The 14,597-nt window shown below is 65.5% G+C and carries 14 protein-coding genes; 4 read left to right on the top strand and 10 right to left on the bottom strand.

Annotated elements, in window-relative coordinates; all coding sequences use genetic code 11:
• Nucleotide 1: 1 nt before the first annotated feature.
• The 3 genes from GJV37_RS11815 to GJV37_RS11825 all read right to left on the bottom strand — a co-directional run bounded on the left by GJV37_RS11815 (nt 2) and on the right by GJV37_RS11825 (nt 3,992).
• Nucleotides 2-1,627: an NADP-dependent glyceraldehyde-3-phosphate dehydrogenase gene (locus GJV37_RS11815; protein ID WP_193452525.1), complete on the bottom strand. Its 1,626-nt coding sequence runs from the start codon at nt 1,625-1,627 to the stop codon at nt 2-4.
• A gap of 383 nt (nt 1,628-2,010) precedes the next feature.
• Nucleotides 2,011-3,363, bottom strand: a complete 1,353-nt coding sequence (locus tag GJV37_RS11820; protein WP_024762473.1) for a GntP family permease — start codon at nt 3,361-3,363, stop codon at nt 2,011-2,013.
• A gap of 107 nt (nt 3,364-3,470) precedes the next feature.
• Nucleotides 3,471-3,992: a gluconokinase gene (locus GJV37_RS11825; RefSeq protein WP_024762474.1), complete on the bottom strand. Its 522-nt coding sequence runs from the start codon at nt 3,990-3,992 to the stop codon at nt 3,471-3,473.
• 234 nt (nt 3,993-4,226) lie between these two features.
• Between GJV37_RS11825 and gntR the strand changes: the two genes are divergently transcribed.
• The gene (gene gntR, locus GJV37_RS11830) at nt 4,227-5,270 is read left to right on the top strand and encodes an HTH-type transcriptional regulator GntR (RefSeq protein ID WP_024762475.1); all 1,044 of its coding nucleotides are present in this window, start codon (nt 4,227-4,229) and stop codon (nt 5,268-5,270) included.
• 300 nt (nt 5,271-5,570) lie between these two features.
• Here gntR and GJV37_RS11835 read toward each other — a convergent pair whose 3' ends face one another.
• From GJV37_RS11835 to GJV37_RS11855, 5 genes are read right to left on the bottom strand one after another with little or no spacing between them, the layout of a single operon-like run.
• Nucleotides 5,571-6,098, bottom strand: a complete 528-nt coding sequence (locus GJV37_RS11835) for a c-type cytochrome (RefSeq protein ID WP_024762476.1) — start codon at nt 6,096-6,098, stop codon at nt 5,571-5,573.
• 15 nt (nt 6,099-6,113) lie between these two features.
• Nucleotides 6,114-6,635, bottom strand: a complete 522-nt coding sequence (locus GJV37_RS11840; RefSeq protein WP_017518360.1) for a methylamine dehydrogenase light chain — start codon at nt 6,633-6,635, stop codon at nt 6,114-6,116.
• Nucleotides 6,636-6,652: 17 nt separating this feature from the next.
• A complete protein-coding gene (mauD, locus tag GJV37_RS11845; protein ID WP_193452526.1) occupies nt 6,653-7,285 on the bottom strand; it encodes a methylamine dehydrogenase accessory protein MauD in 633 nt (210 codons plus the stop codon).
• Between the two features lie 4 nt (nt 7,286-7,289).
• Nucleotides 7,290-7,829, bottom strand: coding sequence for a MauE/DoxX family redox-associated membrane protein (locus tag GJV37_RS11850; RefSeq protein ID WP_024762478.1), 540 nt, complete (start codon nt 7,827-7,829; stop codon nt 7,290-7,292).
• A gap of 35 nt (nt 7,830-7,864) precedes the next feature.
• Nucleotides 7,865-9,010, bottom strand: coding sequence for an amine dehydrogenase large subunit (locus GJV37_RS11855; RefSeq protein WP_193452527.1), 1,146 nt, complete (start codon nt 9,008-9,010; stop codon nt 7,865-7,867).
• Nucleotides 9,011-9,470: 460 nt separating this feature from the next.
• Here GJV37_RS11855 and codB point away from each other — a divergent pair, with 460 nt between their 5' ends.
• The 3 genes from codB to codA are packed head-to-tail and all read left to right on the top strand — an operon-like array spanning nt 9,471 to nt 13,202.
• A complete protein-coding gene (codB, locus tag GJV37_RS11860) occupies nt 9,471-10,730 on the top strand; it encodes a cytosine permease (protein WP_193452528.1) in 1,260 nt (419 codons plus the stop codon).
• Nucleotides 10,727-11,938, top strand: a complete 1,212-nt coding sequence (locus GJV37_RS11865; RefSeq protein ID WP_193452529.1) for a PucR family transcriptional regulator — start codon at nt 10,727-10,729, stop codon at nt 11,936-11,938. Before codB ends, GJV37_RS11865 begins: the two co-directional genes overlap by 4 nt.
• A gap of 22 nt (nt 11,939-11,960) precedes the next feature.
• On the top strand, nt 11,961-13,202 hold the full coding sequence (codA, locus tag GJV37_RS11870; protein WP_169887587.1) for a cytosine deaminase: 1,242 nt from the start codon (nt 11,961-11,963) through the stop codon (nt 13,200-13,202).
• 126 nt (nt 13,203-13,328) lie between these two features.
• Here codA and GJV37_RS11875 read toward each other — a convergent pair whose 3' ends face one another.
• Complete coding sequence (locus tag GJV37_RS11875; protein ID WP_193452530.1) at nt 13,329-13,763, bottom strand: carboxymuconolactone decarboxylase family protein; 435 nt, start codon at nt 13,761-13,763, stop codon at nt 13,329-13,331.
• A 132-nt stretch (nt 13,764-13,895) separates the two neighbouring features.
• Nucleotides 13,896-14,558 carry a pentapeptide repeat-containing protein gene (locus tag GJV37_RS11880; protein ID WP_193452531.1) on the bottom strand — a complete coding sequence of 221 codons (663 nt, stop codon included), beginning with the start codon at nt 14,556-14,558 and terminating at the stop codon, nt 13,896-13,898.
• Between the last annotated feature and the right edge of the window lie 39 nt (nt 14,559-14,597).

Below are 14,597 nucleotides of genomic sequence, written 5' to 3' on the forward strand. Positions count from 1 at the left end.
GTCAGAAGATGTAATCCGTTGTCAGGAAGCTGGAATCGCGGTCACGGATGATCTGGCTGATCAGTTCCTTGTTGGCGTCGGTGAACCGCGTGGCCACCAGGGTGCGGATGGAGAAGGTGCGCAGGGCGTCATGGACGGAAAGGGTGCCTTCGGCGGAGTTCTTGCGGCCGTTGAAGGGATAACTGTCCGGGCCGCGCTGGCACTGGGCGTTGATGTTGATACGGCCCACCTGGTTGACGAAGGCATCCACCAGCGGGCCGATCTGCGCCGGGTCGTTGCCGAACAGGCTGAGCTGCTGGCCATAGTCGGATTGCAGGACGTAGTCGATCACTTCGTCCAACTCGCGGTAGGGGACCACGGGCACCAGCGGACCGAACTGTTCCTCGTTGTACAGGCGCATGTCTGCGCGCACCGGGCTGAGCAGCGCGGGGTAGAAGAAGCTTTCACGGCTCTCGCCACCGCCGGCGTTGATGATCTTGGCGCCCTTGGCCTGCGCGTCCTGCAGCAGGCCGTTGAGGTAATCGACCTTGCCCGGCTCGGGCAGCGGCGTCAGCGCCACGCCGGGCTCCCAGGGCATGCCGGGCTTGAGTTCGGCGAGCTTGGCGCTGAACTTGTCGAGGAAAGTCTCCAGCACGTCTTCGTGGACGAAGAGGATCTTCAGCGCGGTGCAGCGCTGGCCGTTGAAGGAGAGGGCGCCGGTGATGGCTTCGCTGACGGCGTTGTCGAGGTCGACGCTGGGCAGGACGATGCCGGGGTTCTTGGCGTCCAGCCCGAGGGCGGCGCGCAGGCGGTGCGGGCGCGGGTGGAGCTTCTTCAGGTCGGCGGCGCCCGAGTGAGTGCCGATGAAGGCGAAGACGTCGACCTTGCCGCTGGCCATGAGCGCGCTGACGGTCTCGCGGCCGCGCCCGTAGATGACGTTGATGACGCCTGGCGGGAAGCTGTCGCGGAAGGCTTCGAGCAGCGGGCGGATCAGCAGCACACCGAACTTGGCGGGCTTGAAGACCACGGTGTTGCCCATGATCAGCGCCGGGATCAGGGTGGTGAAGGTTTCATTCAGCGGATAGTTGTACGGGCCCATGCACAGCGCCACGCCTAGCGGTACACGGCGGATCTGCCCGAGGGTGCCCTGTTCCAGCTCGAAGCGGCTGGAGCGGCGATCCAGCGCCTTGAGCGCCTCGATGGTGTCGACGATGTAGTCGCAGGTGCGGTCGAACTCCTTCTCCGAGTCCTTGAGGTTCTTGCCGATCTCCCACATCAGCAGTTTGACCACGGCGGTGCGCTGCTCGCGCATGCGGGCAAGGAAGCGTTCGACGTGGGCAATCCGTTCGGCCACGCGCAGGTTGGGCCATTCGCCCTGTCCGTTGTCATAGGCGGCCACGGCGGCGTCCAGCGCGGCGAGGGCGGCGTCGGCATCCAGCAGCGGGGTGCTGCCGAGGATGACCTGTTCATCGCCCTGCTCGGTGGCGAGGAAGATCGGGCTGCGCACCGGGGCCAGCGGGCCGTCCCAGCGGCGCAGTTCGCCGTTGACCAGGTAGTCGCGCTGTTCGACGGGGGCGTCGGGGCGCCAGGCGTCGGGGATGTCGGTGAGGCGGGGGAACAGATGGTCGAGTTTGTTGTGGTCGGGCATGACTCATCCCTCGGAGGAAGGTGGGCGACTGGTCTGTTTTAGATCGTAGCTGTATTTAGGTAAATCGATTCAGCTTTGAGAGTACAGGGCGCGCCTATGTAGTGCGAATAACCGTTCGAGGTTATCTGCTGTTGGGTTTGCGTGTGTAGAGGCTGGCGGATAACGCGTGCCGCGTTATGCGCCCTACGGATCAGGGTGCCGCTTCCAAGAGCACCCTCACCCTTGCCCTCTCCCAGAGGGAGAGGGGACTGGCCGGTGCAGGATGGAACATTTGCGTCAGCCGGCACGAAGGGCTCCCTCTCCCTGAGGGAGAGGGCTGGGGTGAGGGGGATTCGCGGGCACAATCTTGCCTGCCGGCAAGGAGGTATCAATCGATCAGGACATCAGACAAACAGTGACAGCAGCAGGATGAAGCCCAGACCGACCACCGAGAGGATGGTTTCCATCGCCGTCCAGGTCTTGAAGGTCTCCATCACGCTCATGTTGAAGTACTGCTTTACCAGCCAGAAACCTGCGTCGTTGACGTGGGAGAGGATCAGCGATCCGGCGCCGGTGGCCAGGACCAGCAGTTCGCGATTCACGCCGGGGATCAGGTCGATCACCGGCACCACGATGCCTGCGCCGGTGATGGTGGCGACGGTGGCGGAGCCGGTGGCGATGCGGATCACCGCGGCGACCAGCCAGGCGAGGAGGATCGGCGAGATCTGCGCGTGCACCGCCATGTGGCCGATCACGTCGCCTACGCCGCTGGCCACCAGCATCTGTTTGAAGCCGCCGCCGGCGCCGATGATCATCACGATGGCCGCAGTGGGCGCGAGGCTCTGGTCGAGCAGCTTGAGGATCTTCTTCGAGTCGAAGCCGCGGGCGTGGCCGAAGGTGTAGAGCGACAGCAGCAGGGCCAGGAGCAGGGCGGTGATCGGGTGGCCGATCATGTCCAGCCAGGCGCGCACCACATGGCCGTCGGCGAGCATGACGTCGGCGAAGGTCTTCAGCAGCATCAGGAACACCGGCAGCAGCACGGTGAACAGGGTGACGCCGAAGCTGGGCAGGTTGCTGGTGTCCGGCTCGTGGGCAATCTGCGCCACCAGCTCTTCATTGGGCTGGCCGGGGATCATTTTCGAGATCCAGGCACCGAAGATCGGCCCGGCAATGGCGGCGGTGGGCAGGGCGACCAGCAGGCCATAGAAAATGGTCTTGCCGATATCCGCGCCGAACACGCCGATGGCCAGCAGCGGACCCGGGTGCGGCGGCACCAGGCCGTGCACGGCGGAGAGGCCGGCGAGTAGCGGGATGCCGATCTTGATCAGCGAGACACCGCTGCGCCGGGCGACGATGAACACCAGCGGCACCAGCAGGATGAAGCCGATCTCGAAGAACAGCGGGATGCCGACCAGGAAGGCGGCGAACATCATCGCCCAGTGCACGCGCTGCTTGCCGAAGGCCTGGATCAGCGTGCGGGCGATCTGATCGGCACCGCCGGACTCGGCCATCATCTTGCCGAGCATGGTGCCCAGCGCAAGGATGATGCCGACGAAGCCGAGCACGCCGCCAAAACCGTCCTGGAAGGATTTGACGATGGTCGCCACGGGCATGCCGGAGGTCAGGCCGAGGAAGCCGGCGGCGATGATCAGGGCGACGAAGGGATGGATCTTGAAGCGGGTGATCAGCAGGATCAGGCCGATGATGGTGACCACCGCATCCAGCAGCAGATAGGTCTCGTGGGACATGCCGAGCATGGGGCTCTCCTGTTGTTGTCGTTGTGTGCCGGAGCGGCTCTTCTCTGGGTGCAGAGAGTTTGGTGAGTTGAGATAGCGCTATCTTTAGCGGGCAGGCACTATCAAGGTCAGTCGCTGGAATGCTGTCGCCACCACAGGTGCGCGGCTTCGGCCAGGTCGTCGACCGGGCGGGTGGCATCCAGGTGCAGGGTCAGCGGTTCGCTCAGCGGCGGTTCGAGGGCGGCGAACTGGCTGTCGATCAGGCTGGCCGGCATGAAGTGACCGGGCCGGGTGGCGACGCGTTCGGCGGCGGCGTCACGGGTCAGTTCCAGGAACACCACGCCCAGGCCGGGCACCGCGCGGCGCAGGCGCTCGCGGTAGATCAGCTTGAGTGCGGAGCAGGTGAGTACCGGGCGCTGGCCGGCGGCGATGGCCTTCTGCAGTTCGGCGGCGAGGGTATCGAGCCAGCCGGCGCGGTCTTCGTCGGTGAGCGGGATGCCGGCGCTCATCTTCTCGATGTTGGCGGCGGGGTGGAAGGAATCGCCTTCGATGGCGAACGCGCCGTTGCGCAGGCAAAGCGCCTCACCGACGCTGGATTTGCCGCATCCGGAGACGCCCATGATGAGGACGGCATCGATGGAAGGGGTCATGGAAAGCCTCATTGCTGAGACAGCGCTGTCTTTATTGGGCGTAACGAAAAGCATCGGCTGCCTCCGTATTCTTGTCATTCTAGTCGGTCTGTCCTGGCGGCTTCGACAGCGGTGCTCTGATGAAGAGCAAGGGGCCGGCGGGCGAGGGGCCAGCGGGAGCTGGTCTCAGGCAATTGCCCTGGTCGCAAGACAGCGCTACCTTAGTGCCTCGATTTTTGTTTGGCAATACGCCCGATGACCGCCAAGAAGAATGACAAGAAGAACGACAAAAGCTCCCGAACCACCGGCCGACCGACACTGGATGAAGTAGCGCGCCGCGCCGGAGTGAGCCCGATCACCGCTTCGCGGGCCTTGCGAGGGGTGAGCACGGTGGCCGAGGAGCTGGCGGAAAAAGTCCGACAGGCGGCCAGCGAACTGGGCTACGTCGCCAACCCGGCCGCCCGCGCGCTGGCCTCCAAGCAGAGCCACAACATCGTGGTGCTGGTGCCGTCGCTGGCGAACCAGCTGTTCATCGAAACCCTCGAAGCCATCCATGCGGTGATGCACCCGCGCGGCCTCGAAGTGCTGATCGGCAACTACCACTATTCCCGTGACGAAGAAGAGAACCTGCTGCGCAACTACCTCTCCTATCAGCCGCGCGGCCTCCTGCTGACCGGCTTCGATCGCACGGAAAGCGCACGACGGATGATCGAGGCGAGCGGCGTGCCGAGTGTCTACATGATGGACCTCGACCCTGGCGCCGGCCTGCACTGCGTGGGCTTCTCGCAGATTCGCGCGGGAGAGGCGGCGGCCAAACATCTGCTCAAGAGCGGCCGCAAGCGCCTGGCCTACATCGGCGCGCAGCTGGACCAGCGCACGCTGCTGCGCGGCGAGGGCTATCGCCGCGCGCTGCAGCAGGCTGGCTGCTACGACCCCGCGCTGGAATTCCTTACTCCGCGCCCATCTTCGGTGGGCCTTGGCGGTGAGCTGTTCCGGCAGTTGCTGGCCAGCCAGCCGCAGGTGGAAGGCATCTTCTTCGGCAACGACGACCTGGCCCACGGCGCCTTGCTGGAAGCCATGCGTCACGGCATCCGCATTCCCGAGCAGGTGGCGGTGCTGGGCTTCAACGACCTGCCCAGCTCGGAGTTCATGGTGCCGCGCCTCTCCAGCATCCGCACCCCGCGCAAGGCCATAGGCACCCATGCGGCGGAACGGTTGCTCGACTTGATCAACGACAAGCCGGTGAGTGAGCCGGTGATGGACCTGGGGTTCGAGTTGATGGTGCGCGAGAGCAGTTGACTCCAGCGCTTTCGTAGGGCGCATAACGCGCCAGCGTTATCCGCCGTGAGGCATCCGGCGGATAACCTGTTCCAGGTTATTCGCCCTACGGAAAATGGCGGCGCGCGGGTGCTTTGTAGGAGCGGGCTTGCTCGCGAACAGGTCCCCTGGAGCACAGGCGTCAATCGGTTCGCGAGCAAGCTCGCTCCTGCAAAAAAGCGGGTCTCTGCGTGAACATGCCGGGCATAAAAAAGCCCGCTGGAGCGGCGGGCTGAATGCGGAGGCAAAACAATCCGGCGGGCAAGCCGCCGGAGCAATCACTCAATACGCATCGCTCATCCCATCGGTGATGGTGATGCCCTGCTTGCGCATTTCCTGGATCAGCCCGGCACGGGTGCCGGGCAGGTTCATCAGGGCCTGGTAGCGCGTGGCTTTGACTTCTTCGGCGGTGTAGGGCTTGAACTCGGCGGGCATGCTGTCGCCCGCCATGCCGTCCTTGCGCAGCAGCCAGTTGAGCAGGTCGGCCAGTTGCGCGTCGTTGAGCGCGGACTGCGACATGCCCGGCACGCGCACGAGGAATTGCCGGCCACCGTCCACCTTCAGGAAGTTGCCGACGAAGCCGTGCAGGCGCGGCGTGTCGTTGGCCTTGCTGCCGCTGCCTTCGGTGAGATGGCAGCCGGCGCATTGCAACTGGTAGTTGGTGGCTGGGGTATAGCTGAGCTGGGAGATCGGCTTCTGCACCGCCTCGTTGCCGGGCGCCGGGCGCTGGTGCGGATCGGGGATCGCACGGGCCTGGGCGAGGGGAGCGACCAGGCTGCAGAGCAGGGCGCCGACAACGAGACTACGCATGGGACTTCTCCGGACTCAGACCGCGACGCCGCGGATGATGGTGACGGTGCAGTTGTAGATGCGCGATTCCGCGCCCAGGCACCAGTTGACGTCGTTGTTGTTGAACGGACGGTACAGCGGTTCTTCGCTCTCGTTGCGGGTACAGGCGCACTGGGAGCAGCTGTGCTTACCGCAGCAGTCGTTGTAGGAAATGATGTAGTCCTTGCCGTCCGCCGGGTTGCGGCAGGTGCCGATCCAGGTCACCTGGGAAGCATCGGTGCCGGGCGGGCAGGAGGTGGTGGTACCGCCGCAGCAGGAGCAGAGGAAGCCGTCGATGGAGCAGTAGCGCCAGTAGTCGCAGCTGTTAGGATCACCCGGGTCGCCGGCCTTCGGCGCCTCGGCGGCCAGGGCCTTGGACGTGCGGTCGATCGGCAGGATGATCGGCAGCGCCGCGCCGGCCACCAGCAGCGAGCCGAAGCGGCCCAGCAGCTTGCGCCGCGAAGTGACGTTGGCCACCTGGCGGGAGGAGCGCTCGAACAGGTTGTCGAGGAATTTCATTCTTGTTCTCTCCGTGATCAGTGGCTGTGGCCGTGGCTGGCGTCGTGGGTGTGCACGCCGTTGTGGCTGTGGCCATTCATGTACTGCTGCAGGGTGGCGCTGCCCAGGTGCTCGACCTCGAACAGGCTGTCCAGGTGCTCGCGGGAGTTCACCAGGCCCTTGGCGCGCAGCACGCCCTTGCTGTCGATCAGCGCGGCGTAGGGCAGCTTGCCGATCTGGTAGGTCATGCCGACTTCCGGGCCGACCACGTAGGCGGCTTTCTCCAGGCCGTGCTCGGCGATCAGCGCCTGCTGGGCGGCCATGTCGCCGTCGCTGACGTAGATCACGTCCAGCTCGCCGGCCTTGTCCTTGGCGATGGATTTGATCGCCGGCAGCAGCGATTTGCAGATCGGGCAGGTCGGCGAGAGGAAGAACAGCAGCTGGCCGCGCTCGCCTTCATAGCCGAAGTTGACCGGGCGACCGTGGCGGTCGGCGGCGGTGACTTTCGGCGCGGGCTCGTTGACGGCCACGCCCTTGTCGACCATCAGCGCGCCGGCCGGAGCGATGCGGCCATGCAGGACGCCGATCTGGCGCACCAGCGCCATCACGGTGAAGGCGAGGGCGATGAGCAGCACCCAGAGAAGAATGTTGGAAACGATCAGGCCTTCCATTTGTTCACCTTCCGATGAGTTTGAGCAGACGGGGATGGTTCGCCAGCAGGCTGTCGGCCGCGGCGTACAGGAGCAGGGTGACGGCGCTGGCCGCGAGGATCACGAAGGCGTCGAACACGCCCAGCTCGCGAGCCTGCGGAGCGCTGGCGGCGAGCAGGGCGAGCGCCGCGATGATCGCGTTGCGCAGCAGCAGCACCGGGCGCAGCGGTTGCATCTGGCCGGGGCCGGAGCAGCCGCAGTCGATGTCACGACGACCGCGCCAGAGGTTGATGCCGATGGCGCCGGCATAGAACAGGATCAGCGCCGTGGCGGCCAGGGCCGCCACATGACGGCTCGCCGGCACCAGCAGGGCGAAGGCAATGACGCCCTCGACCAGCGGCAGCACGCGGGCCACCGGGCCGACCAGCGAGGCTGGCAGCAGGCCGTAGTCTTCGACCTGGCGGGCGAAGCGCATCGGCGCGCGCAGCTTGTGGCTGGCGGCGCTGGCGAGCAGCACCGCAACGGCCACCGCACTGGCGATGATCAGGATCGGATCGGAAAACATATCCGTACCTCTCGGGGATGACTTGCTAAAAAGGCTTAATGGCTCAGGACCAGGATCGGGGTCTTGGCGATCTTGTCCATGCTGCCGTTGTACTTGCCGGTCTTCAGGTCGAAGATCTGCAGGCCGCCTTCGATGTCGGTGCCCAGCAGCAGCGGCTTGTCGTCGGTGGTGGCGTGCAGGCTCCACACCGGCTTGGGCGCTTCCAGGGTGCCGATCTTCTTCTGCGTCTTCAGGTCGTAGACCCAGATGAACGGGCTCGGGTCTTCCCATTTGCCGGCGCTGTGCTCTTCATGCATCAGCACGTACAGGCGGTTCAGCTTGGGCGCTACGGCCATCAACTGCCAGCCGCCGGTGCCCCAGCCCTTCTTGCGTTCTTCGTCGGTGGTCAGCGACCAGCTCGGCAGCATCTTCGGCTTGTCGCCGGAAACGTCCACCGGCTTGACCATGCCGTCGGTGGTCACGAAGAAGTAGGTCTCGCCCACGGCCAGGCCGCGTTCGTTGAGCTTTTCCTTGTTCGGGTCGAAGAAGGGGGTCTGGCTGCGGCCGACTTCCTTGCCGTCATCACCGATCCTGGTGATCTGCAGTTGGCCGTCACCGCACAGCGAGGCGAAGCTGCGCTTGCCCACCGGGTAGTTGAGCACGCAGCCGCTGATGGCGATTTCGCTGGCGACCTTTTTCTCTTGCGTGTCGACCACGGTGACCGAGGTGGACGGGGTGAAGTTGTAGATGTAGACGAAGCGGTCGTCGGAGCTCGCGCCCAGGGCGTACTTCTGGGTCAGGATCGAGGCGCGCTTGGCCGGGATTTCCACTTCCCACTTCGGACGCAGGTTCGAGGTGTCCCAGGCGGTCAGCACGTCGGTGCGCACGCCGCGGGTGCCGCGCGAGTAGAAGGTGTCGGCGGAGTACAGGGTCTTCTCGTCGTGGCTCAGGGTGGACGGAGCGACGAAGCCGGTGCTGACCATGCCGAGCATCTTCTTCTGCTCGGGGTCGACCACGGTGACGCGGCCGGCGATGAAGTTCTCGAACTCCACGTCGACGATGTATGCACGGTGTGGCGAGGGCGGGAACGGCAAGACGGTCTCACCGATGCTCTCGGTCGGCAGCTCGGCGTGGGCTGCGCTCATCGCGAGGCAAGTTGCCAGCGCGAGGACCGATGGAGCGAGGAACCTGGCGACGCTCATTGGGTTACTCCCTATTCTTGTGTTGGCGGGCTTTTCGTGGCTTGTCCGCCATCTGCGGGGAGCGGATGACGGACGGAGGATTGAGGAGAGTCTGCCTGTGTCGGTGTGCGCCGGACTTGTTGTCCGTGCCATTTCCTTGTCTGGGGGTGACAGGGTGTCGCAGGGAGAAAGTGCAGACTGCCGTGGCGTTTGGAAGGAGAAAATCCGCCGAACGGCACAGACATGGATCAAGGCTTTCGTCAGTTTTGGTGCGAAAAAGCTGCATCGTGCCCCGAAAATCCGCACAATGCACATTTGAGCTATCTTGAAACGCCGTTACACCCACCGGAAGTGTGCATTGTGAACAGTTCACAATGTTCGACATGCTCAAAATTTCCGCGTCGTTCCTGATTGGCTTTTCCGGCCCGCTATTTGCGTTGTGCCGGGAGTCCTCAACCAATCCTCGCGGAGACCCCTCTCGATGAGTTCCCCCAGTGAGTTCCCCCTGAGCGCCACGCCCAGGGAAGGGCGCAAAGGCCTGCTGCCCATCGCCATGGTCCTGTTCAGCTTTACCTTCTTCACCGGCACCATGTTCGCCGGCGGCAAGATCGGCATGGCCTTCGACTTCGTCGACATGCTCTGGGTCGCCTTCATCGGTAACGTGCTGCTCGCCATCTACGCCGCCTCCCTGGGCCTGATCGCCTCGCGCAGCGGCCTGAACACCGTGCTGATGGGGCGCTTCTGCTTCGGCGAGCGTGGCAGCAAGCTGTCCGACTTTCTCCTCGGCTTCGCCGAACTGGGCTGGTACGCCTGGGGCACTGCCACCGTGGCCATCGTGCTGGTGAGGATGCTGGGCCTGCCGCCTGAGCTGCAGACTCCGCTGATGGTGGTGTTCGGTCTGCTGTTCTCGATCACCGCGATCATTGGCTTCAAGGGCCTGGACATCATGTCCCGCGTTTCGGTGCCGCTGATGTTCATCCTGCTGGTGGCGTCCATGGTCATCGCCACCGACAAGGCCGGCGGCTGGAGTGGCCTGCTGAGTGTGGAACCGAGCCAGACCCTGACCTTCTCCGCCGCCGTGACCATGGTCTTCGGCACCTTCGCCAGCGGCGCGACCCAGGCCACCAACTGGACGCGCATGGCCCGCAGCGGGCGCATCGCGGTGATCGCCAGCGTGGTCGCCTTCCTCATCGGCAACGGTTTGATGATCGTCGCCGGCGCCTGGTGCGCCATCGTCTACCAGAACGCCGACATCGTCGAAGTGATGGTGCTGCAGGGCCTGTCCTTCGCCGCGGTGATCATGCTCTGCCTGAACCTGTGGACCATCCAGGGCCCGACCATCTACAACGTTTCCGCCGCCGCCTGCCACCTGGTGCGCAGCGAGCGCCGCCGCAGCATGACCCTGCTGGCCGCCGGTATCGGCATCATCCTCGCCATCGGCGGCATGTACGAATGGCTGATCCCGTTCCTGGTGCTGCTGGGCTCGATCATCCCGCCGCTGGGCGGCGTGATCATGGCGGACTACTGGTACCGCAACCGCGGTGAGTACCCGGCACTGGTGGGCACCCACATCCCGGCGTTCAACGTCTCGGGTCTGGTGTCCTACGCGGTCGGCGCGGGGCTGGCCTACGCCTCGCCGTGGATCGCACCGCTGGTGGGGATCGCCGCGTCGGCCCTCTGCTACATCGTCCTCACCGAAGTCACCCGCGCCCGTGCGCCGGTGGCCGAGCCGCGCGCTTGAGCCTGAGCGTCGAGGAAATCCTCCGTCTGCCGGGGCTGGAAAGCCTCGCGCTGCGGGCCGGCGCGCGCAACCTGCATCGCAGCGTGCGCTGGTCCTACGTGGCGGAAAACGTCGGCATTGCCGACTGGGTGATGGGCGGTGAGCTGGTGTTCGTTACCGGCATCAACCACAGCCGTGACGAAGCCAACCTGCTGCAACTGGTGCGCGAAGGCGTTGCCAGCGGCATCGCCGGCATTGTCATCCTCACCGGCGACGAGTTCATCCGGCGCATTCCCGAGTCCGTGATTCATTTGGCCGAAGCCGAGGGCCTGCCGCTGATCGAGCAGCCCTACGCGCTGAAGATGGTCATCGTCACCCACCTGATCGGCACGGCGCTGGTGCAGATGACCCAGGTGAAGACTTCGCGCCGCGACATTCTCGGCCAACTGCTGAGCGGCGACTTCCCCAGCCTGGAGATCGTCCGTCGTCGTGCGCAATACCTGGAATTGCCGCTGGAGGTCCCGCGTCGTCTGGTGGCGCTGCGGCTGTCCGGCGTCGACAGACTATTCCAGCAGCACGAACCGGAAGAGGCCGAGCGCGCACTGCAGCTCACCCGCCAGCGCCTGCTCGACCATCTGGAAAGCTGGCAGCAGGAGCGCCGCGAGCGCCTGCCGGTGGTGATCCAGGGCGACCTGTTCGTCCTGCTGCTGGCCGACATTGAGCGCGCCGAACTGCACGCGCTGGCCGCCGAGCTGCAGCAGGAGCTGGCTCCGCTGCGCGCCTACCTCGGGCTTTCTGCCTGCGCCGCTTCCTGCGCGGATTATCCCCGCGCGCTGCTCGAAGCGCGCCAGGCGCTGGATGTCGCCGAAGGCATGCAGGCGCCGGGCGGCGTCTGCGACTACCGTGAGCTGGGCGTGCTGCGCCTGCTGCGGGCGATCCCCGATCGTGCGGTGATCGAGCAGTTCATGAAGGACACTCTCGGCCCGCTCAACGAGGCGGGCCGCAAACAGCCGCACCTGCTGATCGAGACGCTCGACGCGCTGGTCCAGGAAGGCGGCAACGCGCTCAAGGCGGCACAGCGCCTGGGCATCCATCGCAACACCCTGAACCAGCGGATCGCGCGCATCGAGGCCCTCAGCGGCCAGTCTCTGGACGACGCGCAATTCCGCCTGAATACCTCCGTGGCGCTGCTCATCTGGCGCATGTCCAGCGCGCCGCGCCACGAATAGCCTGAAGAGGACCTTTGATCCCATGAAAATCATCAACGCCTCCCTGCGCAAGCAGACCGGCCTGTTCACCATCCGCTGCGAAGGCGACGTGATCGCCGAAGTCGTCCAGCAAGCCGGCACCCTGGCCGCCAGCGGCGACGACATCGACGCCCGTGGCAACCTGGCCATCGCCCCGCTGGTGGAGCCGCACATCCACCTCGACGCCACCCTGACCGCCGGCGAGCCGGAGTGGAACATGAGCGGCACGCTGTTCGAGGGCATCGAGCGCTGGGCCCAGCGCAAGGAAACCATTACGCACGAGGACACCAAGTCCCGCGCCCACACCACCCTCCGCATGCTGGCCGCCCATGGCATCCAGCACGTGCGCACCCACGTCGACGTGACCGATCCGACCCTGGCCGCGCTCAAGGCCATGGTGGAGGTCCGCGAAGAGGCGCGGCACCTGGTGGACCTGCAGATCGTCGCTTTCCCGCAGGAAGGCATCGAGTCCTACGAGGGCGGCCGCGAGCTGATGGAAGAGGCGATCCGCCTCGGCGCCGACGTGGTCGGTGGCATCCCGCACTTCGAGAACACCCGCGAGCAAGGCGTCAGCTCGATCAAGTTCCTCATGGACCTGGCCGAGCGCACCGGTTGCCTGGTCGACGTGCATTGCGACGAGACTGACGACCCGAACTCGCGCTTCCTCGAAGTGCTCGCCGAGGAAGCTCGCGTGCGCGGCATGGGCGGCCGCGTCACCGCCAGCCACACCACGGCCATGGGTTCCTACGACAACGCCTACTGCTCCAAGCTGTTCCGCCTGCTCAAGCGCTCGGGCATCAACTTCGTCTCCTGCCCGACCGAGAGCATCCACCTGCAGGGCCGCTTCGACACCTTCCCGAAACGTCGCGGCGTGACCCGAGTGGCCGAGATCGACCGCGCCGGCATGAATGTCTGCTTCGGCCAGGATTCGATCAAGGACCCGTGGTACCCGCTGGGCAACGGCAACATCCTGCGCGTGCTGGATGCCGGCCTGCACATCTGCCACATGATGGGCTTCGATGACCTGCAGCGCGCGCTCGACCTGGTCACCGACAACAGCGCCCGCGCGCTGAACCTGGGGGCGCGCTACGGCATCGCCGCCGGCCGTCCGGCCAACCTGCTGGTACTGGGCGTGGACAGTGATTACGAGGCGGTGCGCCAGCAGACCAAGGCGCTGTACTCGATCCGCAATGGCCGCGTGCTGATGAAGCGCGAGCCGGAGCAGGTTGAGCTGATCGAAGGCTGAAACCGGCGTAGGGCGCATAACGCCGGAGGCGTTATGCGCCATTTGGCGGATAACCCGTGCCGGGTTATCCGCCCTACGGGAGTCACAGATGCAATTCGCAGGATGGCGTGGAGCAGATCGCTCTGCTCAGGGCACCATCGCCATGCCCACGCCGAAGCGGTTCCAGGCGTTGATGGTGGCGATGGCCAGGGTCAGGTTGGCGATCTCGGCGTCGCTGAAGTGCTCGCGCAGGGCGTCGAACTGGTGCTGCGGGGCGTGCTTCTCCGGCAGGCGGGTGAGGCTTTCCACCCAGGCCAGCGCGGCGCGTTCGCGCTCGCTGAAGAAGCGGGTTTCCTCCCACACGCTCAGGGTCTGCAGCCGCGCCTCGGTCTCGCCGGCCTTGCGGGCGTCGTTGGCGTGCATGTTCACGCAGTAGGCGCAGCCGTTGATCTGCGAGGCGCGCAGGCGGATCAGTTCCAGCAGCGGCGTCTCCAGACCGGACTTGGCCAGTGCCTGTTCCAGGCCGAGCATGGCCTTGTAGGCGTCGGGGGCGGCCTTGGCCCATTCGAGTCGTGCGCTCATGGTGGTCTCCAGTGGGGCCCGCGGTAGTGCGGGAATGGAGCTAAGGTAACGCCGACTCCCCGGCGTTCGAATAGCCAATTCCCGGCAATACCGGCAGACCAATGGGACCAATTCGAGGCTCCATGCCGGGAGTCAGTCCCACCCCCCCGGGCACCCCTTGCAGCCCGCCATGTTGCTGCCCTGGAAGTTGCCGAAGCGCTGGCGGCTGCCACGCAGGTCGGCATCTTCCAGATTCGCTTCGGCCAGCTTCACTTCCTGCAGGTTGGCGTTGCGCAGGTCGGCGCCCTTGAGGTCGGCGCGGGACAGCCAGGTCATTTCCAGGTCGGCCGCACGCAAATTGGCCTGGTGCAGCTTGCCGCCGCTCAGACGGGCGAATTCCAGGTAGGCGGCGGTGAGGTCGGCGCCTTGCCACTGCGCGCCCTGGGCGAACAGGCCCCAGGCCTGGATGGCGACCAGCTTGGCGCCACTCAGGTCGGCACCACGCAGGTTGGACTGCTGCAGGCTGGCGCGGGTGAGATCTGCACCGTTCAGCTGCGCCTGTTGCAGGTTCGCCAGGTCCAGCTTGGCGTGGCGCAGGTCGGCTCCGGCAAGGTTGGCGCCGGAGAGGTTCATCCGCGTCAGGTCCTGGTTACGGAGGTCGGCACCGCGCAGGTCGGCGTTGGGACATTGGCTGTCCGGCTCGATGCGGCAGCCGGCGATGACGGTGGCCGCATCGTCGTCCACTTCCGGCGCAGGCTGGCTGGTGGCGAAGGCGAGGGCGGAGAGGGGGAAGAGCAGGCAGGCGAGCAGGCGCATGGCGATCTCCTGGCAAAAAGAAAAAGGCCCGCACCGGAT

This window comes from Pseudomonas nitroreducens (assembly GCF_010994165.1).
Classification (GTDB): Bacteria; Pseudomonadota; Gammaproteobacteria; order Pseudomonadales; family Pseudomonadaceae; genus Pseudomonas; species Pseudomonas nitroreducens.